The sequence below is a fragment of the Streptococcus hyointestinalis genome (assembly GCF_011039275.1).
Lineage (GTDB): Bacteria > Bacillota > Bacilli > Lactobacillales > Streptococcaceae > Streptococcus > Streptococcus hyointestinalis_A.
Genome location: NZ_JAAKGB010000001.1, coordinates 1948313 through 1974420, shown reverse-complemented (window position 1 = coordinate 1974420; position 26108 = coordinate 1948313). Strand labels below are relative to the sequence as shown.

The 26108-nt window shown below is 44.6% G+C and carries 27 protein-coding genes; 24 read left to right on the top strand and 3 right to left on the bottom strand.

Annotated features, from left to right (window positions below):
* Positions 1 to 7: 7 nt before the first annotated feature.
* From G5B60_RS09795 to G5B60_RS09760, 8 genes are all read left to right on the top strand, one after another.
* The gene (locus tag G5B60_RS09795; protein WP_164683822.1) at positions 8 to 853 is read left to right on the top strand and encodes a lytic exoenzyme target recognition domain-containing protein; all 846 of its coding nucleotides are present in this window, start codon (positions 8 to 10) and stop codon (positions 851 to 853) included.
* A 390-nt stretch (positions 854 to 1243) separates the two neighbouring features.
* Positions 1244 to 1672: a Panacea domain-containing protein gene (locus G5B60_RS09790; RefSeq protein ID WP_241154531.1), complete on the top strand. Its 429-nt coding sequence runs from the start codon at positions 1244 to 1246 to the stop codon at positions 1670 to 1672.
* The gene (locus G5B60_RS09785; RefSeq protein ID WP_164682187.1) at positions 1656 to 2555 is read left to right on the top strand and encodes a hypothetical protein; all 900 of its coding nucleotides are present in this window, start codon (positions 1656 to 1658) and stop codon (positions 2553 to 2555) included. The genes G5B60_RS09790 and G5B60_RS09785 overlap by 17 nt, the downstream gene beginning before the upstream one ends.
* Positions 2556 to 2667: 112 nt before the next feature.
* Entirely contained in the window at positions 2668 to 2859 is a 192-nt protein-coding gene (locus tag G5B60_RS09780; RefSeq protein ID WP_164682033.1) for a hypothetical protein, read from the top strand.
* Positions 2860 to 3004: 145 nt separating this feature from the next.
* Positions 3005 to 3703 carry a 2,3,4,5-tetrahydropyridine-2,6-dicarboxylate N-acetyltransferase gene (gene dapD / locus G5B60_RS09775; RefSeq protein WP_164683820.1) on the top strand — a complete coding sequence of 233 codons (699 nt, stop codon included), beginning with the start codon at positions 3005 to 3007 and terminating at the stop codon, positions 3701 to 3703.
* A gap of 61 nt (positions 3704 to 3764) precedes the next feature.
* Positions 3765 to 4895: an N-acetyldiaminopimelate deacetylase gene (locus G5B60_RS09770; protein ID WP_164683819.1), complete on the top strand. Its 1131-nt coding sequence runs from the start codon at positions 3765 to 3767 to the stop codon at positions 4893 to 4895.
* Positions 4896 to 5124: 229 nt separating this feature from the next.
* Positions 5125 to 5652 carry a 5-formyltetrahydrofolate cyclo-ligase gene (locus tag G5B60_RS09765; RefSeq protein WP_164683818.1) on the top strand — a complete coding sequence of 176 codons (528 nt, stop codon included), beginning with the start codon at positions 5125 to 5127 and terminating at the stop codon, positions 5650 to 5652.
* Complete coding sequence (locus G5B60_RS09760) at positions 5649 to 6317, top strand: rhomboid family intramembrane serine protease (protein WP_164683817.1); 669 nt, start codon at positions 5649 to 5651, stop codon at positions 6315 to 6317. Before G5B60_RS09765 ends, G5B60_RS09760 begins: the two co-directional genes overlap by 4 nt.
* A 40-nt stretch (positions 6318 to 6357) precedes the next feature.
* Here G5B60_RS09760 and galU read toward each other — a convergent pair whose 3' ends face one another.
* Entirely contained in the window at positions 6358 to 7269 is a 912-nt protein-coding gene (gene galU, locus G5B60_RS09755) for a UTP--glucose-1-phosphate uridylyltransferase GalU (RefSeq protein WP_164683816.1), read from the bottom strand.
* Positions 7270 to 7336: 67 nt separating this feature from the next.
* Positions 7337 to 8353, bottom strand: coding sequence for an NAD(P)H-dependent glycerol-3-phosphate dehydrogenase (locus tag G5B60_RS09750; protein ID WP_164683815.1), 1017 nt, complete (start codon positions 8351 to 8353; stop codon positions 7337 to 7339).
* A gap of 159 nt (positions 8354 to 8512) precedes the next feature.
* Here G5B60_RS09750 and G5B60_RS09745 point away from each other — a divergent pair, with 159 nt between their 5' ends.
* The 10 genes from G5B60_RS09745 to G5B60_RS09700 all read left to right on the top strand — a co-directional run bounded on the left by G5B60_RS09745 (position 8513) and on the right by G5B60_RS09700 (position 17876).
* Entirely contained in the window at positions 8513 to 8956 is a 444-nt protein-coding gene (locus tag G5B60_RS09745) for a dUTP diphosphatase (RefSeq protein ID WP_164684278.1), read from the top strand.
* A 31-nt stretch (positions 8957 to 8987) separates the two neighbouring features.
* Positions 8988 to 9521, top strand: coding sequence for a histidine phosphatase family protein (locus G5B60_RS09740; protein ID WP_164683814.1), 534 nt, complete (start codon positions 8988 to 8990; stop codon positions 9519 to 9521).
* A 14-nt stretch (positions 9522 to 9535) separates the two neighbouring features.
* Positions 9536 to 10900: a DNA repair protein RadA gene (gene radA, locus G5B60_RS09735; protein WP_164684277.1), complete on the top strand. Its 1365-nt coding sequence runs from the start codon at positions 9536 to 9538 to the stop codon at positions 10898 to 10900.
* 9 nt (positions 10901 to 10909) lie between these two features.
* Complete coding sequence (locus G5B60_RS09730) at positions 10910 to 11407, top strand: beta-class carbonic anhydrase (protein ID WP_164683813.1); 498 nt, start codon at positions 10910 to 10912, stop codon at positions 11405 to 11407.
* A 93-nt stretch (positions 11408 to 11500) separates the two neighbouring features.
* Positions 11501 to 12199: a TIGR00266 family protein gene (locus G5B60_RS09725; RefSeq protein ID WP_164683812.1), complete on the top strand. Its 699-nt coding sequence runs from the start codon at positions 11501 to 11503 to the stop codon at positions 12197 to 12199.
* Between the two features lie 116 nt (positions 12200 to 12315).
* Positions 12316 to 13779 (top strand): glutamate--tRNA ligase, encoded by a 1464-nt coding sequence (gltX, locus tag G5B60_RS09720; RefSeq protein WP_164683811.1) that lies wholly within the window; start codon positions 12316 to 12318, stop codon positions 13777 to 13779.
* A 169-nt stretch (positions 13780 to 13948) separates the two neighbouring features.
* The gene (locus tag G5B60_RS09715; RefSeq protein WP_164683810.1) at positions 13949 to 15151 is read left to right on the top strand and encodes an argininosuccinate synthase; all 1203 of its coding nucleotides are present in this window, start codon (positions 13949 to 13951) and stop codon (positions 15149 to 15151) included.
* A gap of 32 nt (positions 15152 to 15183) precedes the next feature.
* Positions 15184 to 16572, top strand: coding sequence for an argininosuccinate lyase (argH, locus tag G5B60_RS09710; RefSeq protein ID WP_164684276.1), 1389 nt, complete (start codon positions 15184 to 15186; stop codon positions 16570 to 16572).
* 66 nt (positions 16573 to 16638) lie between these two features.
* Entirely contained in the window at positions 16639 to 17154 is a 516-nt protein-coding gene (locus G5B60_RS09705) for a transcription repressor NadR (RefSeq protein WP_164683809.1), read from the top strand.
* 176 nt (positions 17155 to 17330) lie between these two features.
* Positions 17331 to 17876: a hypothetical protein gene (locus G5B60_RS09700; protein WP_164683808.1), complete on the top strand. Its 546-nt coding sequence runs from the start codon at positions 17331 to 17333 to the stop codon at positions 17874 to 17876.
* 113 nt (positions 17877 to 17989) lie between these two features.
* On the opposite strand, the gene nrdI is transcribed toward G5B60_RS09700, so the two are convergent.
* Positions 17990 to 18442, bottom strand: a complete 453-nt coding sequence (nrdI, locus tag G5B60_RS09695) for a class Ib ribonucleoside-diphosphate reductase assembly flavoprotein NrdI (RefSeq protein ID WP_164683807.1) — start codon at positions 18440 to 18442, stop codon at positions 17990 to 17992.
* A gap of 145 nt (positions 18443 to 18587) precedes the next feature.
* Between nrdI and G5B60_RS09690 the strand changes: the two genes are divergently transcribed.
* The 6 genes from G5B60_RS09690 (at position 18588) to gap (ending at position 26103) form a co-directional block, all read left to right on the top strand.
* Positions 18588 to 20810 (top strand): RelA/SpoT family protein, encoded by a 2223-nt coding sequence (locus tag G5B60_RS09690; RefSeq protein ID WP_115271092.1) that lies wholly within the window; start codon positions 18588 to 18590, stop codon positions 20808 to 20810.
* A 9-nt stretch (positions 20811 to 20819) separates the two neighbouring features.
* Positions 20820 to 21263 (top strand): D-aminoacyl-tRNA deacylase, encoded by a 444-nt coding sequence (gene dtd / locus G5B60_RS09685; protein ID WP_164683806.1) that lies wholly within the window; start codon positions 20820 to 20822, stop codon positions 21261 to 21263.
* Between the two features lie 195 nt (positions 21264 to 21458).
* Complete coding sequence (rpsL, locus tag G5B60_RS09680; RefSeq protein WP_115271088.1) at positions 21459 to 21872, top strand: 30S ribosomal protein S12; 414 nt, start codon at positions 21459 to 21461, stop codon at positions 21870 to 21872.
* Between the two features lie 22 nt (positions 21873 to 21894).
* Positions 21895 to 22365, top strand: a complete 471-nt coding sequence (rpsG, locus tag G5B60_RS09675) for a 30S ribosomal protein S7 (protein WP_164683805.1) — start codon at positions 21895 to 21897, stop codon at positions 22363 to 22365.
* 400 nt (positions 22366 to 22765) lie between these two features.
* Positions 22766 to 24844: an elongation factor G gene (gene fusA / locus G5B60_RS09670; protein ID WP_164683804.1), complete on the top strand. Its 2079-nt coding sequence runs from the start codon at positions 22766 to 22768 to the stop codon at positions 24842 to 24844.
* Positions 24845 to 25092: 248 nt separating this feature from the next.
* On the top strand, positions 25093 to 26103 hold the full coding sequence (gene gap, locus G5B60_RS09665; protein ID WP_115271082.1) for a type I glyceraldehyde-3-phosphate dehydrogenase: 1011 nt from the start codon (positions 25093 to 25095) through the stop codon (positions 26101 to 26103).
* Positions 26104 to 26108: the final 5 nt, after the last annotated feature.

The following is a 26108-nucleotide window of genomic DNA, read 5'->3' as shown; positions in this document are numbered from 1 at the left end:
AAGATATATGAATATTGACACACTTATTAACTGGTTTGTTGCTCGTCGTGGCAAACTCACTTACTCTATGTACGGTAGTCGTAACGGTAACGATGGCACGGCGGATTGTTCTGGCTCAATCTCGCAAGCTCTCAAAGAAGCTGGCATCCCTATCCAAGGCTTGCCGTCCACAGTGACACTTGGCAGTCAATTGGCTAAGAACGGCTTTTATCGTGTATCTGCCAATCAGGACTGGGACGCTAAGCGTGGCGACATTGTCCTCATGAGCTGGGGCGCTGATATGTCAACATCTGGCGGTGCTGGCGGTCACGTTGGCGTGATGATGAACGGCGAGGACTTTATCAGTGTGGACTACTCCACTGGCGGACAAGCTGGAACGGCTGTCTCTACGCACAAGTGGAACAACTACTACGCAAGAAATACCCCTCGCTATATCGAGGTATGGCGCTATAATGGTGCAGTGACAAATGCGAGTGCGCCACAGCCTGCGGTGCGCAAGCCAGACGGAAAAGCCTACTACCTCGCAAATGAAGTGAAGTTCATCCACGGTATCCACCAAATCAAGTGTGATTATCTTGCGCCGATTGGCTTTGATTGGCTTGAGAACGGTATCCCCGTGGCGATGGTTAACTGGGTAGACGAGAATGGCAATAACGTCAAGGACGGTGCTGATAAGGATTTCAAGGCTGGTATGTATTTCAGTTTTGAAATTGACGAGAACAACATCCGAGATACTGGAGAGGGTGGCTACTACGGCGGTTACTACTGGCGTAAGTTTGAGTTTGGACAATATGGTCCAGTATGGCTCAGCGCTTGGGATAAAGACGATTTAGTCAACTACTATAAGCCTTAATGTGGTATAATAAAATTTGGTACACAACGTAAGCTACGCCAAAAATAAACAGAATCGAGGAACCTCCTTTTGCCCACCTATCGTCAGTGGCTAAAGACGAAGTAGCGAACGCAGTAAAGCCCCTTTGGTTGAGACCAGAGGGGCTTTTTGTGTGTCTTTGGAGAAGTTTAAATAGTGAAATAGTGAAATAGCTAAATAGCGAAATAGGTAATTGACAAAAAAACAAAAATATAATACACTTATTTTAGTGTTAACAGAAAATCTGTTCAAAACAGACCATCTGTTAGAAACAAGTGCATATAAGTTGGTAATATAATTTTAAAAATAGCACAGGTGACAGATGTGACACTGTGTTTTTTTGTGTAAGTTAGGGAGGAAAGACTAATGACAATGAGAGAGTTTGCAGACCACATACTGGCTAGAGCGCAAGAAACAAAACATCCCGTCACTAATTTATCCTTGCAAAAAATTATGTACTTTGTTTTACGCAACTCATCACAGATATTGACTCGAGACGAGCAAGAAGAGATATATTCTGAACCATTTTTAGTATGGCGGTATGGTCCAGTAGTTGAATCGGAATATAATCGCTTCAATATCTTTGGGTCCTCTGAGATAGTAGGGGAGTATCAAGCTAATCAACGTTATGAAAAACTAAATCCTTTAATAGATAAATTTCTAGATGTTGCACCATTTAGAATGGTTAGCGCAAGCCATACTCACCACTTTTGGAAAAATAACCAAGAAGCTATTGTCTATGGCCGTAGCGATATAAGTTATCCACTTGATGAGGTATTAAGAGATGGAACAACAAACTGATTATTTAGGGGCTTTTTTACAAATTCTTGATAAGGAAAGCAATAATAGTTATAGTTCTGCAAGCCAGTCTAATATTGTAGATGAACTAGATTCTGTAACTCCTCCTGCTGACACTGTTGATTCTGCAGAGTTAGAAGATGATATAAAAGCTTTACTAGATAAAATTCCGACAACTGATACAGTGATTATTGATTATCAGTTTGTAGCAAGAAAAGTTTATACTAGTCAGTATGCTGAATTTACAAGTTTTTTCCAAAAAGTAAAAATTGTATTACAAGACTTGGAAGAAAATTACGATGAAAAGCCTGTTGTCACACTAAAAAAGATGTTAAACCAAGCAGAGTTATCTCAAGTTCAAAAAAGTGAGCTTTATAATTCTTTGCAGAGTGAATTACATAACACTTATATGTCGTTAGAACAAGAAAATCAACGATTAACGCGAGAGATCAATGCGTCTTATGAAAGGTTAGCAGGCTTACAAAATGAACTGAACGAAAATATACCTGAAAAAATCAATAATATGTACGGAGAAATTATTGGTATTCTTGGGGTGTTCTCAGCTTTTGTTTTTGTTATGTTTGGAGGCTTCTCTAGTTTATCAGAGATTTTAGATAATTTAGGTGCTAAAGAAGTGTCTTTAGGTAGGACTTTAATGATAGCTAGTATCCTTATTGGTTTCATTTTTACCATCGTATATGCTTTGTTGTTGTGGACTTCAAAAGTATCTGGAAAATCTATAGTGGACAAAAGTTGTGATTGTCTTGGGCGTTGCAATAATATTTTTCATATCTACGGAAGACATCGATTTTATTTGAGTGTTGTTTTGTTTAGTTTGTTGTGCTCAGCGGTATTAGCGATTCTTATACAGCATTATAATTGGTAAAAGTTTGTTGCCTTGTGACAACATAGAATAGGGTTTAATTGAATCAACATGACATAAATGTCATGTTGGTATTTTTTGTTTTGTGATAGACTAGTGTTGAAAGGTGGTAAATATGAATAATACATTATACAATTTTATTGAAGCGATTGCACTTGGACAATTGGACTATCAAGGAACAGCGAAAGTCGTTCGCAAAGACGGCAAAATTTATGACTTTGTCCTTGACGGCGAAGAGATACAACCACACGAAACTGTGAGCGTTGAAAAGCTAGAAAGTGTGATAGCGGAGATTACTAGCTACTAAATTAAAAATTTAGATATATCGGTAAAACCAAAAAAGACCTTGTCCATAGGTCGTAGTTTTGTCGTGGATGAACTTTTCTAAAGATTGATATAACAATGTTTGGAAAATTCTGTTATAATAGAAAAAAACGATTGGAGATAACCTTATGACAGCACAGAAAATGTCGGCACAAGAGATTATTGCCTTTATTGCAAATAGTCCGAAAAAAACACCAGTCAAGGTGACTTTTGAGGGGGAATTGGCTGGTAGCGTTCCAGAGAGCGTGACCAAGCTTGGCAATGTCCTCTTTGGAGATTGGAAAGATGTTGAGCTTTTGCTGGCTAACTTGACGGAAAATAAAGACTACGTCGTTGAGCAGGATGGGCGCAACTCTGCTGTTCCTCTGCTTGATACACGCAACATCAACGCTAGAATCGAGCCAGGTGCGATTATCCGTGACCAAGTCACTATCGAAGATAACGCTGTTGTGATGATGGGCGCTGTGATCAATATCGGCGCTGAAATCGGCAGCGGTACTATGATTGATATGGGGGCTGTCCTTGGTGGGCGTGCTATTGTCGGGAAAAATAGCCACATCGGAGCAGGTGCGGTGCTTGCCGGTGTGATTGAGCCGGCGTCAGCTGAGCCCGTCCGTATCGGAGACAATGTCCTTGTCGGAGCCAACGCCGTTGTTATCGAGGGTGTTCAAGTGGGCGATAATGCTGTCATCGCAGCGGGAGCTATCGTGACTCAGGATGTCCCTGAAAATGTGGTTGTCGCAGGTGTGCCAGCTCGTGTCATCAAGACTATTGATGAAAAGACGCAGCAAAAAACAGCCCTTGAAGAAGCACTGCGCCAACTCTAATGCTAATGGGTCTAAAACAAGTGTTTTAGACCTTTTGACTAGATGTGACAAGGAGGAGAAGATGACACTAGATTTGATTCAGATACGCAGAAGCTTGCACCAGATTCCTGAGATTGGCTTAGAGGAGTTTGAGACGCAGGCTTACTTGCTAGACCAGATTGAGACGCTAATCAAGGACAAGCCTTTTATCCAGTACCGCACTTGGCGGACAGGGATTCTGGTCTTTATCAAAGGAACTGCGCCAGAAAAAACCATTGGCTGGCGCACAGACATTGACGGATTGCCAGTCGTAGAGCAGACAGGTCTGCCTTTTTCAAGTCAGCACGAGGGGCGCATGCACGCTTGTGGGCATGACATTCACATGACCGTGGCGCTTGGTTTGCTAGAAAAAATGACAGCAAGACAGCCTAAGAACAACCTACTCTTTTTATTTCAACCAGCGGAGGAAAACGAAGCTGGTGGTATGCTCATGTACCAAGACGGCGCTTTTGGTGATTGGTTGCCAGATATTTTTTATGGCTTACACGTGCGACCAGACTTTCCTGTAGGGACTATTGCAACCAACACAGGCACTTTATTTGCAGGGACTTGTGAGGTCTTCATCACCTTTACAGGAAAGGGCGGACACGCTGCCTTCCCACACGAGGCAAATGACGCCTTGGTTGCTGCCTCTTACTTTGTCACACAGGCTCAGACTATTGTCAGTCGCAATGTCGACCCGATCGAGGGTGGGGTGGTGACTTTTGGCTCTATGCACGCAGGGACGACCAACAACGTCATCGCAGAGACAGCGACCCTTCACGGCACCGTGCGCACGCTGACGCAGGAGATGAGTCTCCTCATCCAGCAGCGACTCCGTGACCTTTCTGACGGCATTGCCAAGTCCTTTGGACTCAGTGTTGAGATTAACCTCAAGCAAGGTGGCTATCTCCCTGTGGAAAATAATCCTGAGTTAGCAGCTGAATTGATGGCTTTCTTTGATAAGGATGAGGAGGTCACACTGGTGGATTGCTTGCCATCCATGACCGGCGAGGACTTTGGCTATCTCTTACACCAAGTGCCAGGTGTCATGTTTTGGCTAGGCGTTGATAGCCCATATGCTCTACACCACCCTAAAATGTCACCAGATGAGAAGGCTATAAGCTTTGGTGTCAATGCCATCAGCCGTTTTTTGAACGATAAAGCTAATTAGACAAAAAGGAAAAGGCGCCTTGGGAGGGGCGCCTTTTTAGGAGATTTATCCTAACAATCTGACAAAAGCTAGGATTATGAAAAAGGAAAATAATTTAGGAGAGAGTATTCTCCAAAACGGTTGTACAACCGCTTTAATTAGGATGTTTTAATTATATGTGAGTAAGCTTAAAGATTTCTTAAAAACCTTAATAAAAGCATAAAAAGCTATTTTTTGATATGATAGGACTATGGAAAAAAAAGAGATACGAAAAATGATAATTGCCAAAATGGCAGAGCAGGATAGGCAGCTAAAAGAGCAGCGTGATAAACAGCTGCTTTTGGATGTGCTAAAGAATCCTGCTTACAAGGACGCTCAGGTCATTGCTACTTATATGGCTTTTGGGCATGAGTTTGCGACGTTGCCTTTGATTGAGCAGGCGATTTTAGATGGTAAGACGGTGCTGATTCCAAAGACCTATTCCAAAGGACGCATGATTTTTGGTGAGTACAAAAAAGAAGAGCTGATGAGAACAACCTTTGGGCTTTTAGAGCCAAAAAGCGAGCTCGCTTTTCCTAAGGATAAGATTGACCTCATCCATGTGCCAGGGGTCGCCTTTAATGACAAAGGCTTTCGTGTTGGCTATGGTGCCGGTTATTATGACCGTTATTTGGCTGATTTTTCGGGAGCTACAGTGAGTACGATTTATGATTTTCAGCGCTATAGTTTTGAGGAGGAAAGTCATGATGTGGCTGTGAGAGAGGTTTTTGTGCGATGAGAGAGTTCAAAAAATACCCTGTTACCATGCTTATCTTGGTACTGACGACGCTTATTTTTCTTGCTATGCAGCTGACTTATGGCAGCTATGCGGAGACCAGTATAGCAGGTATCCAGTTTGGGGCTATGTACGGTGAGTTGGTCAAGGCAAGTCCCATTCAGCTCTGGCGCTTGGTTACGCCTATCTTTGTCCACTTTGGCTGGGAGCATTTTCTCATCAATATGCTGACTGTTTACTTTTTAGGGCAGATGGCTGAGACCATTTGGGGCTCACGCCGATTCTTGCTCCTTTACGTCTTGTCAGGTATCATGGGAAATGCTGTGACCTTGTTTTTTACACCAAATGTCGTGGCTGCTGGAGCGTCAACTTCTATCTTTGGTCTCTTTGCAGCGGTGATTTTGGTTGGCTACTATGGTCATAATGTCCAGCTCAAGCAACTGGGGCGTTCTTATCAAGCCTTGATTGCTATTAACTTGATTTTTAATCTCTTTACACCGGGGATTAGTCTCGCTGGACACCTTGGTGGGCTTCTTGGCGGTGCCTTGATGGCTGTTTCCTTGCCAACACTCTTTGAGCCACATCTTTTTAGCCGAAAATACCGAGCCTTAGCCGCTGGTCTTTATGTGCTGATTGTAGTGATTTTGGTTTTTCTTGCTTTAGCTTAAATTAAAAAAAGAAGAGAACAGCGTTCTCTTCTTTTAATTTTTAGTCTTTGCTTTTTGGTTCAGCTTGTTCCAGCTCTTTACCAAGAGTGATGAGATAGTCTTTCATCTCATTTTTGACTTGTGGGTGCTGTAGGGCATAGTCAATGGTTGTCTTTAAGAAACCAAACTTATCGCCCACATCATAGCGGTCACCTGTGAACTGACGGGCAAAGACACGTTGTGTTTTATTGAGCGTGTCAATAGCGTCTGTCAGCTGGATTTCATTGCCTGCGCCTGGCTCTTGAGTCTCAAGGATAGCAAAAATCTCAGGTGTCAAGAGATAGCGTCCGATAATGGCAAGGTCACTAGGTGCGTCTTCTGGTGCAGGCTTTTCAACGAAGGTTTCCACACTGTAAAGCCCGTGCTCGCCTTCACCTTGAGGTGCAATCACGCCGTAGCTAGACACATCCTCATGAGGGACTTCCATGACAGCGATGGTTGAAGCATGCGTTTTCTCATAGTCATTGATGAGCTGTTTGGTGAGCGGCGTTGCCTTTGGATTGGTAATATCCATGAGGTCATCACCAAGCATAACAACAAACGGTTCATTGCCCACAAAGGCTTTGGCTTGTAAAACAGCGTCGCCAAGTCCACGTGGGTGACTCTGACGGATGAAATGCAAACGAATCCCTGTTGTTTCATCAACCAGTTTTAAGAGGTCGTGTTTGCCCTTTTCTTTGAGGTTGTATTCCAACTCAAAGTTTGAGTCAAAATGGTCCTCGATAGAGCGTTTTGACTTCCCTGTAACGACAAGGATATCCTCGATACCAGATTTTAGAGCTTCTTCAACGATGAATTGGATGGTTGGTTTGTCAACGATAGGCAACATTTCTTTAGCGAGTGCCTTGGTAGCTGGCAAGAAACGTGTCCCAAGTCCTGCCGCTGGGATAACTGCTTTTCTTACTTTAGTCATAACTTTTCCCTTCTATATGTAAGCGTATTTACTACATTTTATCATATTGGAAAGCAAAAGGCTAGACCTATCGCCATTCGTTTTCAGCGCGAAGTTCATTGGTCATCATGCTAAGGATACTCTCACGAATGTCAGCACCTTTGTAGATACCACGGTAGATAGCTGTCGTGATTGGCATGTAAACATCGAGGTCTTGAGCCAGCTCATAGGCAACCTTGGTCGTTGAGATACCCTCGATGACCATGCCCATATTTTTCTCAACGTCCTCTAGCTTTTCACCACGTCCAAGAGCGTCCCCAGCACGCCAATTGCGGGAGTGAACAGATGTCCCTGTGACAATCAAGTCACCAACACCAGACAGTCCGCTATAAGTCAATGGGTCAGCCCCTAGCTTGACACCGAGGCGGGTGATTTCAGCCAGTCCACGTGTGATGATGGCAGCTTTGGCATTGTCACCGTAGCCAAGACCGTGAAGCGCACCAGCACCAACAGCGATGATGTTTTTGAGCGCCCCAGCTGTCTCGACTCCGATAACGTCTGTATTGGTGTAGAGGCGGAAGTAGTTGTTGCTAAAGAGCTTTTGAGCGTACTTGGCAGCTTCGGTATCTTTTGACGCAGCTGTGATGAGAGTGATGTCACGCACAATGGTTTCCTCAGCGTGGCTTGGTCCTGAGACCACGACAATCTCACTACGCAAGTCCTCAGGAATTTCCTCTTCAAGGATAGTAGACAAGCGCTCATGTGTGCCAGGCTCTAAGCCTTTTGAGGCGTGCATGACCGTGACTTTGTGGTCAAGGACTTCAGCTACTTGTTTTGCGACAAGGCGTGTCACTTTTGTCGGAACGACAAATAAAACAGCGTCCACGCCGTCAAGCGCAGCCTTTAAATCGGTATAAGCCTTGATGTCGCTTGAGAGGACAACGTCTTTAAAGTAGCGGGTATTGGTGTGTTGGTTATTGATTTCGTCGATTTGTTCTGGAATATTGCCCCAAAGACGCACGTCGTGTCCGTTGTCGTTTAGGACTTGAGCTAGAGCAGTTCCCCAAGACCCTGGTCCTAGGACTGCAACAGTTTGCTTAGCCATTTTCTTCCTCTTTCCTTTGCTAAATTTAGTCTAGTATCTTGTTCATTATACCATAGTCACAAGTCGCTTGTCTGACTTGAGCCGATAATATCTTAGAATTTTGCTTTTCGTAAACGAATAGATTATAATAAAGAAATAATATCTTGGAGGAAAAATGTGATGAAAATCCGTGGTTTTGAGTTGGTGTCAAGCTATACTGACGAGACTTTGCTGCCAAAGCGTGAAACAGCGCATGCGGCTGGTTATGATTTGAAAGTGGCTGAGCGTGTGGTGATTGAGCCAGGTGAGATTGTCCTTGTGCCAACAGGCGTCAAGGCTTATATGCAGGCTGGTGAGGTGCTCTATCTCTACGACCGTTCGTCAAATCCGAGAAAAAAAGGCTTGGTTCTGATTAACTCGGTAGGTGTCATTGATGGGGATTACTATGGCAATCCCGCAAATGAAGGGCATATCTTTGCTCAAATGCAAAATATCACCGACCAGCCCGTCACGCTTGAAGTGGGTGAGCGCATTGTCCAAGGTGTCTTTGCACCTTTCTTGGTTGCTGACGGCGACGAGGCAACAGGGGTGCGTACAGGTGGTTTTGGAAGTACAGGAAACTAAGTGACCTTTGCGAATGGACTAGGAGATTTTTATGAGAGTCATTTTTGTTCGCCATTCTGAGCCAGACTATTCCATGTTAGATGGATGTGAGCATCCTGAAAACTATAGTGGTTTTGGACGTGATTTGGCACCTTTGAGCGAACATGGTCGCTATTTGGCACGAAAGCTTGCTAAAAAAGAAAGCTTTCAATCGGCTGACGTCATCATCTCATCCTCGATAACGCGAGCGCTTGAGACGGCAACCTATATCGCCTGTGAGACTGGTCTTGCGCTTTTAGTTGAGCCTTTCTTTCATGAGTGGCGACCTGACTTAGATAATTTAAATTATACAGGAGAAGCGGTTGCGAAAGCTTATCAGACTTTTTGGGAAAATGATGGCAAGTTACCAGAAAATCCGTCTCATCGGTATGAAACGGCAGAACAGGTTAAACAACGTTTTTTAGCCGCCTCGGAAAAGTACCGTGGCTATGACACGGTTATTATCGTGACACACAGCATGCTCATGCGCCAATTTGTCTCTCAGAAAGAAATAGCCTATGGTGAGACGATAACAGTAGATTTATAAGTGGGAGGTTTATCATCGCTAAAACGAAAAAGACATTTGTTTGTCAAGAATGTGGTTACCATTCTTCAAAATATCTAGGGCGTTGTCCCAGTTGCTCGTCTTGGACCTCTTTTGTGGAGGAAGTGGACGTCACCGAGGTTAAAAATGCCAGAGTCAGCCTAACTGGTGAGAAGACTCGTCCTGTCAAGCTGAGCGAAGTTAGCTCCATCAACGTCAATCGCACACAGACCGACATGGAGGAGTTTAACCGTGTCCTAGGTGGTGGCGTTGTTCCAGGCAGTCTTGTTCTCATTGGAGGAGACCCTGGGATCGGGAAGTCGACGCTGCTCCTGCAGGTCTCTACTCAGCTGGCAAATAAGGGAACGGTACTTTATGTGTCGGGTGAGGAGTCTGCTGAGCAGATTAAGCTGCGTAGCGAGCGCCTTGGCGATATTGACAATGCGTTTTATCTCTATGCTGAGACCAATATGCAGAGCATACGAGCGGAGATAGAGAAATTGCAGCCTGATTTTCTGATTATTGACTCCATTCAGACCATTATGAGCCCAGAGATTTCTAGTGTCCAAGGGTCGGTCAGTCAAGTGCGTGAGGTGACAGCAGAGCTCATGCAGCTGGCTAAGAGCAACAATATCGCCACCTTTATCGTGGGGCATGTGACCAAGGAAGGGACTTTGGCAGGACCACGGATGCTAGAGCACATGGTGGACACGGTGCTCTACTTTGAGGGCGAGCGCCATCACACCTTTAGGATTTTACGAGCGGTGAAAAACCGTTTTGGCTCTACCAACGAAATCGGTATCTTTGAGATGCAGTCAGCTGGCTTGGTTGAGGTGACCAATCCTAGCGAAGTTTTCCTAGAGGAGCGCTTGGATGGGGCGACAGGCTCTGCTATTGTCGTGACCATGGAGGGGACACGTCCTATCCTAGCTGAGGTGCAGGCGCTAGTAACGCCTAGCGTCTTTGGCAATGCCAAGCGGACAACGACAGGGCTTGACTTTAACCGAGTCAGCCTTATCATGGCGGTTTTAGAAAAGCGTTGCGGACTATTATTACAAAATCAAGACGCCTACCTCAAGTCAGCGGGCGGTGTCAAGCTGGATGAGCCAGCCATTGACCTTGCCGTTGCTGTCGCTATCACCTCCAGCTACAAAGAACAGCCCACCAATCCGCAGGACGCCTTTATCGGCGAGATTGGCTTGACCGGTGAGATTAGACGGGTCAATCGTATCGAACAACGTATCAACGAAGCGGCAAAACTAGGCTTCAAAAAAATCTACGCCCCTAAAAATGCCCTCGCTGGGCTTTCTTTGCCAGACGGCATTGAGGTTATCGGCGTTTCAACCGTGAGTGATGTTTTAAAGAAAGTGTTTGCACATTAAGGAGAAGTTATGTCATATTTTGAGCAATTTATGAAAGCCAATCAGGCTTACGTTGACCTGCATGGGACAGCGCACTTGCCTATTCACCCAAAGACCCGTGTGGCGATTGTGACCTGCATGGACTCGAGGTTACACGTGGCGCAAGCCTTAGGCTTGGCGCTTGGGGATGCGCATATCCTGCGTAATGCTGGTGGGCGTGTGACAGATGATATGATTCGCTCGCTAGTTATCTCGCAGCAGCAGCTAGGTACTCGTGAGATTATCGTTATTCACCACACCGACTGCGGAGCCCAGACTTTTGAAAATGCTGCCTTTACACAACAGCTTGAGCGTGATTTGGGCGTTGATGTGCATGACAAGGACTTTCTGCCCTTTACAGATGTGGAGGAGAGTGTGCGTGAGGACATGGCGCTCTTGCGACAATCTCCGCTCATTCCAGACGATGTCGAGATTTCTGGAGCAGTCTATGACGTTGACACAGGGCGTATGAGTGAGGTCAAAGCTTAATAAAGCAGCGATTATCCTTGAAAAGGCTTGCAAACTTCTTTGCTAAATGCTATAATTGTATCAAAACAGCGATACAAAAAAGGAGAATAAGAAATGGCTTTTTCAATTGACAGTAGTATGCAATTTCCGCTAGTTGAGGTGACGCTTGAGCGTGGTGAGCATGTTTATATCCAGCGTGGTAGTATGGTTTACCACACGCCTAGCGTCAGCCTAAACACCAAGCTCAACGGTCGTGGGAGCGGTCTAGGTAAGCTCATGGGAGCCATTGGACGCTCGATGACTTCAGGCGAGTCCATGTTGATTACCCAAGCCGTGTCTAACGCTGACAATGGCAAGCTCGCCCTAGCACCAAATACACCTGGTCAAGTTGTAGCTCTTGAGCTAGGTAGTAAGCAATACCGCCTCAACGATGGTGCCTTTCTAGCTTTGGACGGCTCTGCTCAATACCGCATGGAGCGTCAGTCTGTTGGGCGTGCGCTTTTTGGCGGACAAGGTGGCTTCTTTGTCATGACAACTGAAGGCGTCGGCACGCTTCTAGCTAACGCCTTTGGCTCTATCAAAAAAATCGAGCTTCAGGGTGATGAGATGACGATTGACAATGCCCATGTTGTCGCATGGAGCACCGAGCTTGACTACAACATTCACTTGGAAAATGGCTTTGTCCAATCCATCGGAACAGGCGAAGGTGTGGTCAATACCTTCCGTGGCACAGGTGAGGTTTATGTACAGAGCCTTAATCTCGAAACCTTTGCCCACAGCCTAGAGAGCTTTTTACCTCTGTCAGATGGCTAATTGCTGCTCTGATTTTTGGTAAACCCAAGAAAAAACAAATAAGGTCTAGGGAATTTTGTCCCTGCCTTATTTTTGTGCTATAATAGGAACGATTGAAAATTGTATAGGAGAATGCTATGTCTAAGCAAATTCGTGTGCGTTACGCACCAAGTCCAACAGGACTACTACATATCGGAAATGCCCGTACGGCACTGTTTAACTATCTCTATGCCCGTCATTATGGTGGTACTTTTGTCATTCGTATCGAAGATACAGACCGCAAGCGTCATGTGGAGGACGGGGAGCGTTCACAGCTTGAAAACTTGCGTTGGCTAGGGATTGACTGGGATGAAAGCCCAGAAACGCATGACAAGTATCGTCAGTCTGAGCGCTTAGAGCTTTACCAAGGCTACATCGACCAGCTTTTGGCAGAAGGCAAAGCCTACAAGTCTTATGTGACTGAGGAAGAGTTGGCTGCGGAGCGTGAACGTCAAGAGGCAGCAGGTGAGACACCTCGCTACATCAACGAATACCTCGGCATGAGCGAGGACGAAAAGGCAGCCTATATCGCTGAGCGTGAGGCAGCTGGCATTACCCCAACGGTGCGTTTAGCGGTCAATGAAGCGGGTATCTACAAGTGGAACGACATGGTCAAAGGCGACATCGAGTTTGAAGGTGGCAATATCGGTGGCGACTGGGTTATCCAAAAGCGTGACGGCTATCCAACTTATAACTTTGCCGTGGTTGTGGACGACCACCTCATGGAAATTTCTCACGTTATCCGTGGAGACGACCACATCGCAAACACTCCAAAACAGCTCATGGTCTATGAAGCACTAGGCTGGGAAGCGCCAGAGTTTGGGCACATGACCCTTATCATCAACTCTGAAACAGGTAAAAAACTTTCAAAACGTGACACCAACACGCTGCAATTCATCGAGGACTACCGCAAGAAAGGCTATCTGCCAGAAGCCGTCTTTAACTTCATCGCTCTTCTTGGTTGGAATCCAGGTGGTGAGGACGAGATTTTCTCTCGTGAAGAGCTCATCAAGCTCTTTGATGAAAAACGCCTCAGCAAGTCACCAGCAGCTTTTGACCAGAAAAAATTGGACTGGATGAGCAATGACTACATCAAGCATGCGGACTTTGAGACGATTTTTGCTCTTTGTGAGCCATTCTTAGCAGAAGCTGGACGCTTAGAGGACAAGGAAAAAGCAGAGAAATTGGTCAAACTCTACCAACCTCAAATGAAGTCAGCTGACGAGATTGTGCCATTGACAGACCTCTTCTTCTCCGACTACCCAGTCTTGAGCAAAGATGCTATCGAGGTGCTAAAAGGGGAAACCGTGCCGACAGTGCTTGCTGCCTTCAAGGAAAAACTGGAAAATCTCTCTGATGAGGACTTTGTGGTGGACAATATCTTCCCACAAATCAAGGCAGTCCAAAAAGAAACAGGTATTAAAGGCAAAAACCTCTTTATGCCAATTCGTGTTGCCGTCTCAGGCGAAATGCACGGACCAGAACTGCCAGATACCATCTATCTGCTTGGACGTGAGAAGTCTATCCAACACCTCTCAAACGTGCTTGAATTGATTAGCTAATCACAATCTGATAACCTTTTGGGGTTATCAGATTTTTTGTATATACGAATATTTTTAAAATAATCGCATTTTTTTGCAAAAAAGTCTTGACAGGGAGAATAAGTAGTCGTATAATTATGCGTACAAACCGTAAATGGTGGTAATATTTATAAAGAAAAGAGAACCTGCGATGACAAAAGAAAAAGTAATTTTAGCCTATTCCGGTGGACTGGATACCTCTGTTGCCATTACTTGGCTCAAAAAAGATTATGATGTGATAGCGGTCTGCATGGACGTTGGTGAGGGCAAGGATTTGGATTTCATTCATGACAAGGCGCTAAAGGTGGGTGCGCTTGAATCTTATGTCCTTGACGTTAAGGACGAGTTTGCTGAAAACTACGTTCTTCCTGCTCTGCAAGCCCATGCCATGTATGAGCAAAAGTACCCACTCGTTTCTGCGCTTAGCCGTCCTATTATCTCTAAAAAGTTGGTTGAGATTGCCCATAAGACTGGTGCCACAACCATTGCCCACGGCTGTACGGGTAAGGGAAACGACCAAGTGCGTTTTGAGGTGGCAATCGCTGCGCTTGACCCAAGCCTAAAAGTCATCGCTCCTGTGCGTGAGTGGAAATGGTCACGTGAAGAGGAAATCACCTATGCCAAGGAAAACGGTGTGCCTGTTCCAGCGGATCTTGACAATCCATACTCTGTTGACCAAAACCTCTGGGGACGTGCCAATGAATGTGGTATCCTCGAAAATCCGTGGAATCAAGCGCCTGAGGATGCCTTTGGTATTACAAATGCAGCAGAGGACGCTCCTGATACCCCAGAGTATGTGGACATCACCTTTAAAGAGGGTGTGCCTGTTGCGCTAGATGGCAAGGAGATGAAGCTAGCAGACCTCATCCAAGCACTCAATGCCCAAGCAGGAAAGCACGGTGTGGGACGTATTGACCACGTTGAAAACCGTCTTGTCGGTATCAAATCACGTGAGATTTACGAGTGCCCTGGTGCTGTGACTTTGCTGGCTGCTCACAAGGAGATTGAGGATATTACGCTGGTGCGTGAGGTGTCTCACTTCAAGCCTATTTTAGAAAACGAGCTCTCAAATCTCATCTACAACGCTCTCTGGTTTAGCCCAGCGACCAAGGCGATTATTGCCTACATCAAAGAAACGCAAAAGGTGGTCAATGGTACGGCTAAGGTCAAACTCTACAAAGGCTCAGCTGTAGTGGTTGCTCGTCAATCAGACAATTCCCTCTACGATGAAAATCTAGCCACTTACACAGCAGCAGATAGCTTTGACCAAGAAGCAGCTGTAGGCTTTATCAAACTCTGGGGATTACCAACACAGGTCAACAGCCAAGTCAATCCCCCTGAACTGGATGACTAAGCTCTTGGCTACGCAAACGACAAAGAGGAGAGATTATGACAGAAAATCATAAATTATGGGGTGGACGCTTTGAAGCCAGCCTTGAGAAATGGGTCGAGGAGTTTGGAGCCTCCATCTCCTTTGACCAGAAAATGGCACAGTACGACATCGAAGGCTCCATCGCTCACGTCACTATGCTGGGTGAGACAGGTATCATCTCAAAAGACGAAGCCAATATGATTAAGGCAGGGCTTGAGACTTTGCTTAGAAAGTACAAGGTAGGAGAGCTGACTTTTGATGTCACCAACGAAGATATTCACATGAATATCGAGCAGTTGTTGACAGACGAGATTGGCAGTGTTGCAGGAAAACTGCATACCGCCCGCTCACGTAACGACCAAGTGGCAACAGATATGCACTTGTATTTAAAGGCGAAGCTTGCTGAGGTCATAGAAAAGCTCGAAAACCTACGCCGTGTTATCGTCAAGCTTGCTGAGGATAACATCGAGACCATCATGCCAGGTTACACGCACTTACAGCACGCACAGCCCATCTCTTTTGGACATCATCTCATGGCTTACTATAGTATGTTTACACGAGACAGTGAGCGCTTTAACTTTAACGTCAAGCACGCTGACCTCTCGCCTCTTGGGGCTGCGGCTCTAGCTGGAACGACTTTTCCCATTGACAGGAGCTTAACAGCTGACTTGATGAGCTTTTCTACGCCTTATCGCAATTCCCTTGACGCCGTGTCAGACCGTGATTTTATCTTGGAATTTCTCTCCAATGCTAGTATCCTCATGATGCACATGAGTCGTTTTTGTGAGGAAATCATCAACTGGTGTAGCCACGAGTATCAGTTTGTCACCTTGTCTGATACCTTCTCGACAGGCTCATCCATCATGCCACAAAAGAAAAACCCTGACATGGCAGAGCTCATTCGTGGCAAGTCTGGGCGGGTCTATGGCAACCTCATCGGTTTACTGACAGTTATGAAGTCCCTTCCTCTGGCTTACAATAAAGATTTACAAGAAGATAAAGAAGGCATGTTTGACACCGCAGAAACCACCACGATAGCGATTGACATCCTTGCTGGTATGCTTGATAGCATGACGGTCAATAAAGAACGCATGAAGTCATCCACGCAAAAGGATTTCTCAAATGCCACAGAGCTTGCGGATTATCTAGCTAGTAAGGGTGTGCCTTTTAGAAAAGCGCATGAAATCGTTGGAAAGTTAGTACTTGAGTGCGGCAAGAAAGGCATTTACTTGCAGGATGTCAGCTTAGAGAGCTACCAAGAACTCTCTGATGTCATTGACAATGATATCTACACCGTCTTAGACCCTTACAATGCTGTCAAGCGCCGTCATTCGCTTGGCGGAACAGGCTTTGACCAAGTCAAATGGCAGATCGAAGCAGCAAAAAAGGACTTGGCACAATAAAAGGATAGGTCTAACTGCTGATGATATGCTATAATAGGTTGAAGTATATAGGTATGTGGAGGGTATATGAAAGCAGCAGAGCGTAGACAGTTGATATTAGAGAGACTCGATCAGACCCAGAAGCCTCTATCAGCCAGTTACCTAGCCAAGGAACTAGGGGTTAGTCGGCAGGCGATTGTTGGAGATGTGGCACTATTACGAGCAAATCACCATGGCATTTTATCGACGCACAGAGGTTATCTCTTAGAGAAAAATCTCTCCTCCCAAGCGCAGTACATCGGCAAGATTGCCTGCCAGCACGGCGCAGACGCTGTTGAAAAAGAGCTGGCGCTGGTCATTGAGCTGGGTGGTAAGGTTATGACTGTTGAGGTTGACCATCCTATCTACGGCACACTATCAGCCCCTTTACAAATTGGGACACAGGATGATGTCCAGCATTTTATGACCAGCCTAGAAAGTTATGAGGACGCTCTTTTGAGCTCACTCACGCAAGGTATCCATGTCCATACCATTGCCTGTGAGACAAAAGATCAGTTTGATAACATCCGCACAGCATTAGAAGAAGCTAACATCGCACTGTGAATAGCAGCAAGAGAGAACCAGTCTGGTTCTCTTTTTTTGATGACAATTGTTTTTAGTTTGCTATTAGCGGTTTATTTTTTTGTATTTCTTAAAAATTCTAAAAATAAGCGTCAAAATATATGTACATGTGTCATGACATATGATAAAATAAAGAAAATCATTTTTAAGGAGTTATTATGAACGTTACGTCTTCACAGCGAGTTGCTAAAGTGTTGTCGCTGTCTGCTATCCTCACTGCGCTAGGGATTTTGATTCCGCTTGTTATGCCTGCTAAGATTGTCATTGGACCTGCCTCCTATACCTTAGCTAGCCATGTTCCCATTCTACTAGCCATGTTTATCTCTCCCTTTTCTGCCTTGATGGTGACCTTGGGAACGACGCTGGGCTTTTTAATCGCAGGTTTTCCGATTGTCATTGTTTTACGTGCGCTCAGTCATGTCATTTTTGCGGTGGTAGGTGCTTACTGGTTGCAGAAAAAGCCTGCTCTATGGGATAGTTTAACAGCTATGCTAGGTTTTGCCCTTGTGCTCAATGTCCTACATGCTATTGGTGAGGTCGTCGTGGTTTATATGATGACAGCAGGGACTGGAGCTACAGCCAATTATTGGTTTATGCTCAATGTCCTCATTGGTATTGGTACGATTATCCATGGTATGGTAGACTTTGCCATTGCTTATTGGCTATGGAAACAGTTAGGACTAAAAGCACTGGTGACAGATTAGTTCTCTGCTTTATGAGTTGGGCAGAAAAATAAAAGAGGCTTGATGATTGCCCTGTTTCGAAGTATTAGATTGTCGTCTAACCTTGGAACAGCTCAATTGTCAGCCTCATTTTTCTATGTATGAAAAGCCTCTTGGGCAGCAATGATTTTACCTGCGATACGCTCAATATCACTAGATGTGCCACGCAATTCAAACTCATCTAGGACAGGAAAGCCAAAGCGCTTAGCGTATTGCTTAGCAGTTAGGCAAAATTGATGGTTGAAGTTGCGATTGCCAGAGCCTACGATACCATAGCAGTACTTGTAGTTGCCATGAGCAGCGATAAAGTCACCAAGAGGTGTCGTCAAAATCTCGACATCGCCGTTATCAACACCATTTCCCCCCTCGAGATAAGTCGGCAGCATAGCGACAAAAGGCTCTGTCACAGGAAAGGTCGTGTGGTCAAGTTCTTTGATATTGATGAGCTTGGTGTCTATTTGATGCCAGGTTTTGAGATAGCTTGACAGACGCTTGACAAAACTCTCGGTATTGCCGCTCAGGCTAATATAGATAATCGTAATAGTCATGATTCCTCCTAGTCGTATAGTAGTGTAACAAAATGTCATCCGCCTTGCAAGAAATCGGCAAGAAGAGCTTTACAAGGTCTAGGGCTTTTTCTTTTTGCCCTAAAAGTGGTACAATAGGAAAAAGACAATTCGGACGAGGAAATGTATGGCAAAAATTGTAAATTTAACGGGGGATGAGGTCGTAGCACTCACCCAAAAGTATATGAATGACTCTGATGTGGCTTATGTCAAAAAAGCGCTTGATTATGCGACAGAAGCGCACATCACACAAGTGAGAAAGTCAGGAGAGCCTTATATTATTCACCCTATCCAAGTGGCTGGGATTTTAGCAGACCTGCAGCTGGATGCGGTGACAGTAGCGTGTGGTTTTTTACACGATGTGGTGGAGGATACTGATCGGACGCTTGACGATATTGAGGAAAATTTTGGCAAGGATGCGCGTGATATTGTTGATGGCGTGACAAAGCTGGGTAAAGTGGAGTACAAGAGCCACGAGGAACAGCTGGCTGAAAATCACCGCAAAATGCTCATGGCAATGTCAAAAGACATCCGTGTGATTTTGGTCAAGTTAGCTGACCGCCTGCACAATATGCGTACCCTCAAGCACCTACGAAAAGACAAGCAAGAGCGTATCTCACGTGAAACCATGGAGATTTACGCACCGCTAGCGCACCGTTTGGGGATTAGTCGTATCAAGTGGGAGCTAGAGGATTTATCGTTTCGCTATCTCAATGAAGTCGAGTTTTACAAGATTTCACACATGATGAGTGAGAAGCGCCGTGAGCGAGAAGCCTTGGTGGATGAGATTGTCAAAAAAATCAAGGACTACACCGAAGAGCAAGGGCTCTACGGTGATGTTTACGGACGTCCTAAGCACATCTACTCGATTTATCGCAAAATGCGGGACAAGAAAAAACGCTTTGATCAGATTTACGACTTGATTGCCATTCGCTGTATCATGGAGAGTCCAAGTGATGTCTACGCTATGGTCGGCTACATCCATGAGCTCTGGCGTCCAATGCCAGGGCGTTTCAAGGACTACATTGCAGCGCCAAAGGCAAATGGCTACCAGTCTATCCACACGACGGTCTACGGTCCTAAAGGTCCTATCGAGATTCAAATCCGTACCAAGGAAATGCACGAAGTCGCTGAATACGGGGTCGCTGCGCACTGGGCTTATAAAAAAGGTATCAAAGGTAAGGTCAACTCGCAAGAGCAAGCGCTCGGCATGAACTGGATAAAAGAGCTGGTTGAGCTGCAAGCAGACTCAGGTGGCGACGCCAAGGAATTTGTCGACTCTGTCAAGGAAGACATCTTTACAGAGCGTATCTATGTCTTTACACCGACTGGTGCCGTGCAGGAGTTGCCAAAGGACTCAGGACCGATTGATTTTGCCTACGCCATTCACACACAGGTCGGTGAAAAAGCGACCGGCGCTCGTGTCAATGGACGCATGGTGCCTTTGACCGCTAAGTTAAAGACTGGTGATGTCGTTGAAATCATCACCAATCCCAATTCTTTTGGACCAAGCAGAGATTGGATTAAGATTGTCAAGACCAATAAAGCTCGCAACAAAATCCGTCAATTCTTTAAAAATCAAGACAAGGAGCTCTCTGTCAGCAAAGGACGCGACATGCTGGTGTCTTATTTCCAAGAGCAGGGCTATGTTGCCAACAAATATCTGGATAAAAAGCATATTGATGCCATTTTGCCACGGCTAAGCGTGCGCAGTGAGGAAGCTCTCTATGCAGCAGTTGGTTTTGGTGATTTGAGTCCTGTGACGGTCTTTAACCGCTTGACCGAAAAAGAACGCCGTGAGGAAGAGCGTGCTAAAGCCAAGGCAGAAGCAGAAGAGCTCATGAACGGCGGCGAGGTTAAAAAAGAGAAAAAAGAAGTTCTCAAAGTCCGCAGCGAAAATGGCGTTATCATCCAAGGAGCGTCTGGGCTTCTCATGCGTATCGCTAAATGCTGTAATCCTGTCCCAGGAGACGCCATCGAAGGTTACATCACCAAGGGACGTGGGGTAGCCATTCACCGTGCGGATTGCCACAATCTGAAAAGCCAAGAAAACTATGAGCAGCGTTTGGTTGATGTTGAGTGGGATACGACCACAAACGACAGCAAAGAATATATGGCAGAGATTGACATTTACGGACTCAATCGCAGCGGCTTGCTAAATGATGTGCTTCAGACGCTGAGCAACGCTACAAAGAGTATCTCTACGGTCAATGCTCAGCCAACTAAGGACATGAAATTTGCCAATATCCATGTCAGCTTTGGTATTCCAAACCTGTCTCACCTGACCACAGTTGTTGACAAGATAAAAATCATCCCCGACGTTTACTCTGTTAAACGCACAAACGGCTAAGGAGACAGCATGCGAGTTATTATTCAACGAGTAAAGACAGCACAAGTTGCTGTAGCAGATGAGGTCATTGCAGAGATTAGTGATGGGCTCTTGCTTCTAGTCGGTGTAGCGCCTGATGACACGCAAGAAGATTTGGACTATGCTTGTCGTAAGATTGTCAACATGCGTATCTTCTCAGACGAGGCAGGAAAGATGAACATGTCTATCAAGGACATCAAAGGGAGCATTCTGTCCGTGTCACAGTTTACTCTCTTTGCTGAGACGAAAAAGGGCAATCGCCCCGCCTTTACAGGTGCAGCCAACCCCACTCTTGCTAAAGACTATTATGAGCAGTTTAATGACAAGCTAGCACAAAGTGTGCCGGTAGAAACGGGTATCTTCGGAGCAGATATGCAGGTCACACTTGAAAATGATGGACCCGTTACCATCATCCTTGATACAAAGCAACGCTAGAATCTGTATCGCAAAAAAGAACGAAAAATCCATTGACGAAAAAAGTGAAACATGTTACTATAGTAGACGGTACTTTTTACTTTTGGTCTCTCAAAAGTGTACAGAGACGTGCTGACAATAGTTGCAAAGTACACACAGATGATAGCTGTCACCAAGTGTATCATCAACCAAAACTAAAAAAACAGGAGAATGTAGATGCCTACAATTAACCAGTTGGTTCGTAAACCACGTAAATCTAAAGTAGAAAAATCTAAATCACCAGCGCTTAACGTTGGTTACAACAGTCACAAAAAAGTTCCAACAAATATCTCATCACCTCAAAAACGTGGTGTTGCGACTCGTGTTGGTACTATGACACCTAAAAAGCCTAACTCTGCCCTTCGTAAATTTGCTCGTGTACGTTTGAGTAACCTTATCGAAGTAACAGCTTACATCCCAGGTATCGGACACAACCTTCAAGAACACAGTGTTGTGCTTATCCGTGGTGGACGTGTAAAAGACCTTCCAGGGGTACGTTACCATATCGTTCGTGGTGCACTTGATACTGCAGGTGTTGCTGACCGTAAACAAAGCCGTTCTAAATACGGTGCAAAACGCCCTAAAGGGTAAGAAAATAGGAGGGTAAGAGAAAATGAGTCGTAAAAACCAAGCGCCAAAACGCGAAGTATTACCAGATCCATTATACAATTCAAAAATCGTAACACGTCTTATCAACCGTGTTATGCTTGATGGTAAACGTGGTACAGCTGCTACTATCGTTTACGATGCTTTTGAGCAAATCAAAGAAACTACAGGAAACGACGCTCTTGAAGTGTTTGAAACAGCTATGGAAAACATCATGCCTGTACTTGAAGTACGTGCACGCCGTGTCGGTGGTTCTAACTACCAAGTCCCAGTTGAAGTGCGTCCAGAACGTCGTACAACACTTGGACTTCGCTGGTTGGTAAATGCTTCACGTGCTCGTGGTGAACACACTATGAAAGACCGTCTTGCAAAAGAAATCATGGATGCAGCAAACAACACAGGTGCATCTGTTAAGAAACGTGAAGACACTCACCGTATGGCTGAAGCTAACCGTGCATTCGCACACTTCCGCTGGTAAGATAGGATGTGAAGCCGTTAAGAAAGTTCAAGGAAAAATAGGAAATCTTTGCAGAACGTTGAGACGTTCAAAAAAGATTTATCTTTTTTCTCGAACTTTTAGGCTGAACTCTACTACATAAGATACGAGGGCGTATAAAGTATCTAGCAAAAATAGGAAATGCGACGAAGAGTCTTTTGACTCTAGGAGAATTTATCTTTTTTGCCAGACACTTAGCCCGAGTTCAGTTAAAATATGCAGACATTTGTAGGCTGAACTTTATTTCATAGGATGTAACTATTTACAAAAAGATTAGTTCACATTTTATAAATGATGAGAAAAACGGGTAGGTCCTGCCTATCCGTTTTTTACAAATAATGGTATAATAGAAAAGTAAACTAAAAATTTATAGGAGAAAACAATGGCACGCGAATTTTCACTTGAAAAAACTCGTAATATCGGTATCATGGCTCACGTTGATGCTGGTAAAACTACTACAACAGAGCGTATCCTTTACTACACTGGTAAAATCCACAAAATCGGTGAAACTCACGAAGGTGCGTCTCAAATGGACTGGATGGAGCAAGAGCAAGAACGTGGTATCACTATCACATCTGCTGCGACAACAGCGCAATGGAAAGACACACGTGTAAACATTATCGACACACCAGGACACGTGGACTTCACTATCGAAGTACAACGTTCTCTTCGTGTTCTTGACGGTGCGGTAACTGTTCTTGATGCACAATCAGGTGTTGAACCTCAAACAGAAACTGTATGGCGTCAAGCAACTGAGTACGGTGTTCCTCGTATTGTATTTGCTAACAAAATGGACAAAATCGGTGCAGATTTCCTTTACTCAGTATCTACACTTCACGACCGTCTTCAAGCAAATGCTCACCCAATCCAATTGCCAATCGGTTCAGAAGATGATTTCCGTGGTATCATCGACCTTATCAAGATGAAAGCTGAAATCTACACAAACGACCTTGGTACAGATATTCTTGAAGAAGATATTCCTGCAGAATACCTTGATCAAGCACAAGAATACCGTGAAAAATTGGTTGAAGCAGTTGCAGAAACTGACGAAGACCTTATGATGAAATACCTTGAAGGTGAAGAAATCACAAACGAAGAGTTGAAAGCTGCTATCCGTAAAGCAACTATCAATGTTGAATTCTACCCAGTTCTTTGTGGTTCAGCCTTCAAAAACAAAGGTGTTCAATTGATGCTTGACGCAGTTCTTGACTACCTTCCAAGCCCACTTGATATCCCTGCTATCAAAGGTATCAACCCAGATACAGACGAAGAAGAAACTCGTCCAGCTTCTGATGATGAGCCATTTGCAGCGCTTGCCTTCAAGATCATGACAGACCCATTCGTAGGTCGTTTGACTTTCTTCCGTGTTTACTCAGGTGTCTTGAACTCAGGTTCTTACGTGCTTAACACAACTAAAGGTAAACGTGAACGTATCGGACGTATCCTTCAAATGCACGCCAACACTCGTAAAGAGATCGAAACAGTTTACTCTGGTGACATCGCCGCTGCTGTTGGTTTGAAAGATACAACAACTGGTGACTCATTGACTGATGAAAAAGCTAAAGTTATCCTTGAGTCAATCGAAGTTCCAGAACCAGTTATCCAATTGATGGTTGAGCCAAAATCTAAAGCTGACCAAGATAAGATGGGTATCGCCCTTCAAAAACTTGCTGAAGAAGACCCAACATTCCGTGTTGAAACAAACGTTGAAACTGGTGAAACAGTTATCTCTGGTATGGGTGAGCTTCACTTGGACGTCCTTGTTGACCGTATGAAACGTGAATTCAAGGTTGAAGCAAACGTAGGTGCTCCTCAAGTATCTTACCGTGAAACATTCCGTGCTGCTACACAAGCACGTGGATTCTTCAAACGTCAATCAGGTGGTAAAGGTCAATTTGGTGATGTTTGGATTGAATTCACTCCAAACGAAGAAGGTAAAGGATTCGAGTTTGAAAATGCTATCGTCGGTGGTGTGGTTCCACGTGAATTCATCCCAGCGGTTGAAAAAGGTTTGGAAGAATCTATGGCGAACGGTGTCCTTGCTGGTTACCCAATGGTTGACATCAAAGCTAAACTTTATGATGGTTCATACCACGATGTCGACTCATCTGAAACTGCCTTCAAGATTGCTGCATCTCTTGCCCTTAAAGAAGCTGCTAAGACTGCACAACCAGTTATTCTTGAGCCAATGATGCTTGTAACCATCACAGCACCAGAAGAAAACCTTGGTGACGTTATGGGTCACGTAACAGCTCGTCGTGGACGTGTTGACGGTATGGAAGCTCGTGGTAACACTCAAGTCGTTCGTGCTTACGTACCACTTGCAGAAATGTTTGGTTACGCAACTGTTCTTCGTTCAGCTACTCAAGGACGTGGTACTTTCATGATGGTATTTGACCACTACGAAGATGTTCCTAAGTCTGTTCAAGAAGAAATCATTAAGAAAAACAACGGTGAATAATCACAAGTGGAATAAGAAGCACGAGAGTGCTTCTTATTTTTTATCTCATAAATTTCAAATCAAAAATAGCAAGACTTACTTTTTTCACTTATATCAGCAAAAAGATTGCAATTTCAGCGAAATAAGTATATAATATGAATTGTTGAAAGGACTTGCATAACCAGTCAAGTTAATCTTTTCACATTGTCTGAGAGTTCATCTCTCTTAAAAATATTATTTAATTGATTTTCATAAGGAGGAAATCACTAATGGTAGTTAAAGTTGGTATTAACGGTTTCGGTCGTATCGGTCGTCTTGCTTTCCGTCGTATCCAAAACGTTGAAGGTGTTGAAGTAACTCGTATCAACGACCTTACAGATCCAGCAATGCTTGCACACTTGTTGAAATACGATACAACTCAAGGTCGTTTCGACGGTACTGTTGAAGTTAAAGAAGGTGGATTCGAAGTTAACGGTAAATTCGTTAAAGTTTCTGCTGAACGTGATCCAGAACAAATCGACTGGGCAACTGACGGTGTAGAAATCGTTCTTGAAGCTACAGGTTTCTTTGCTTCTAAAGAAAAAGCTGAAAAACACTTGCACGCAAACGGTGCTAAAAAAGTTGTTATTACAGCGCCAGGTGGTAACGATGTTAAAACTATCGTTTTCAACACTAACCACGACATCCTTGATGGTACTGAAACAGTAATCTCAGGTGCTTCATGTACTACAAACTGTCTTGCACCAATGGCTAAAGCTTTGAACGATGCATTTGGTATCAAACAAGGTTTGATGACTACTATCCACGCTTACACTGGTGACCAAATGACTCTTGACGGTCCACACCGTGGTGGTGACCTTCGTCGTGCACGTGCTGCTGCAGAAAACATCGTACCTAACTCAACAGGTGCTGCTAAAGCTATCGGTCTTGTTATCCCAGAATTGAACGGTAAACTTGACGGTGCTGCACAACGTGTTCCTGTTCCATCTGGATCAGTTACTGAATTGGTAGCAGTTCTTGACAAAGAAGTTACTGCTGAAGAAGTGAACGCAGCTATGAAAGCAGCTTCAAACGAATCTTACGGTTACAACGAAGACCAAATCGTATCTTCTGATATCGTTGGTATTTCATACGGTTCATTGTTTGACGCTACTCAAACTAAAGTTCAAACTGTTGACGGACACCAATTGGTTAAAGTTGTTTCATGGTACGACAACGAAATGTCATACACTTCACAACTTGTTCGTACACTTGAATACTTCGCAAAAATCGCTAAATAATTTTT

What these genes read in the sequence shown, in the direction of transcription:
- G5B60_RS09795 (WP_164683822.1), top strand. Translation starts at nt 8, where the DNA reads ATGAATATTGACACACTTATTAACTGGTTTGTTGCTCGTCGTGGCAAA.
- G5B60_RS09790 (WP_241154531.1), top strand. Translation starts at nt 1,244, where the DNA reads ATGAGAGAGTTTGCAGACCACATACTGGCTAGAGCGCAAGAAACAAAA.
- G5B60_RS09785 (WP_164682187.1), top strand. Translation starts at nt 1,656, where the DNA reads ATGGAACAACAAACTGATTATTTAGGGGCTTTTTTACAAATTCTTGAT.
- G5B60_RS09780 (WP_164682033.1), top strand. Translation starts at nt 2,668, where the DNA reads ATGAATAATACATTATACAATTTTATTGAAGCGATTGCACTTGGACAA.
- dapD (WP_164683820.1), top strand. Translation starts at nt 3,005, where the DNA reads ATGACAGCACAGAAAATGTCGGCACAAGAGATTATTGCCTTTATTGCA.
- G5B60_RS09770 (WP_164683819.1), top strand. Translation starts at nt 3,765, where the DNA reads ATGACACTAGATTTGATTCAGATACGCAGAAGCTTGCACCAGATTCCT.
- G5B60_RS09765 (WP_164683818.1), top strand. Translation starts at nt 5,125, where the DNA reads ATGGAAAAAAAAGAGATACGAAAAATGATAATTGCCAAAATGGCAGAG.
- G5B60_RS09760 (WP_164683817.1), top strand. Translation starts at nt 5,649, where the DNA reads ATGAGAGAGTTCAAAAAATACCCTGTTACCATGCTTATCTTGGTACTG.
- galU (WP_164683816.1), bottom strand. Translation starts at nt 7,269, where the DNA reads ATGACTAAAGTAAGAAAAGCAGTTATCCCAGCGGCAGGACTTGGGACA.
- G5B60_RS09750 (WP_164683815.1), bottom strand. Translation starts at nt 8,353, where the DNA reads ATGGCTAAGCAAACTGTTGCAGTCCTAGGACCAGGGTCTTGGGGAACT.
- G5B60_RS09745 (WP_164684278.1), top strand. Translation starts at nt 8,513, where the DNA reads ATGAAAATCCGTGGTTTTGAGTTGGTGTCAAGCTATACTGACGAGACT.
- G5B60_RS09740 (WP_164683814.1), top strand. Translation starts at nt 8,988, where the DNA reads ATGAGAGTCATTTTTGTTCGCCATTCTGAGCCAGACTATTCCATGTTA.
- G5B60_RS09730 (WP_164683813.1), top strand. Translation starts at nt 10,910, where the DNA reads ATGTCATATTTTGAGCAATTTATGAAAGCCAATCAGGCTTACGTTGAC.
- G5B60_RS09725 (WP_164683812.1), top strand. Translation starts at nt 11,501, where the DNA reads ATGGCTTTTTCAATTGACAGTAGTATGCAATTTCCGCTAGTTGAGGTG.
- gltX (WP_164683811.1), top strand. Translation starts at nt 12,316, where the DNA reads ATGTCTAAGCAAATTCGTGTGCGTTACGCACCAAGTCCAACAGGACTA.
- G5B60_RS09715 (WP_164683810.1), top strand. Translation starts at nt 13,949, where the DNA reads ATGACAAAAGAAAAAGTAATTTTAGCCTATTCCGGTGGACTGGATACC.
- G5B60_RS09705 (WP_164683809.1), top strand. Translation starts at nt 16,639, where the DNA reads ATGAAAGCAGCAGAGCGTAGACAGTTGATATTAGAGAGACTCGATCAG.
- G5B60_RS09700 (WP_164683808.1), top strand. Translation starts at nt 17,331, where the DNA reads ATGAACGTTACGTCTTCACAGCGAGTTGCTAAAGTGTTGTCGCTGTCT.
- nrdI (WP_164683807.1), bottom strand. Translation starts at nt 18,442, where the DNA reads ATGACTATTACGATTATCTATATTAGCCTGAGCGGCAATACCGAGAGT.
- G5B60_RS09690 (WP_115271092.1), top strand. Translation starts at nt 18,588, where the DNA reads ATGGCAAAAATTGTAAATTTAACGGGGGATGAGGTCGTAGCACTCACC.
- dtd (WP_164683806.1), top strand. Translation starts at nt 20,820, where the DNA reads ATGCGAGTTATTATTCAACGAGTAAAGACAGCACAAGTTGCTGTAGCA.
- rpsL (WP_115271088.1), top strand. Translation starts at nt 21,459, where the DNA reads ATGCCTACAATTAACCAGTTGGTTCGTAAACCACGTAAATCTAAAGTA.
- rpsG (WP_164683805.1), top strand. Translation starts at nt 21,895, where the DNA reads ATGAGTCGTAAAAACCAAGCGCCAAAACGCGAAGTATTACCAGATCCA.
- fusA (WP_164683804.1), top strand. Translation starts at nt 22,766, where the DNA reads ATGGCACGCGAATTTTCACTTGAAAAAACTCGTAATATCGGTATCATG.
- gap (WP_115271082.1), top strand. Translation starts at nt 25,093, where the DNA reads ATGGTAGTTAAAGTTGGTATTAACGGTTTCGGTCGTATCGGTCGTCTT.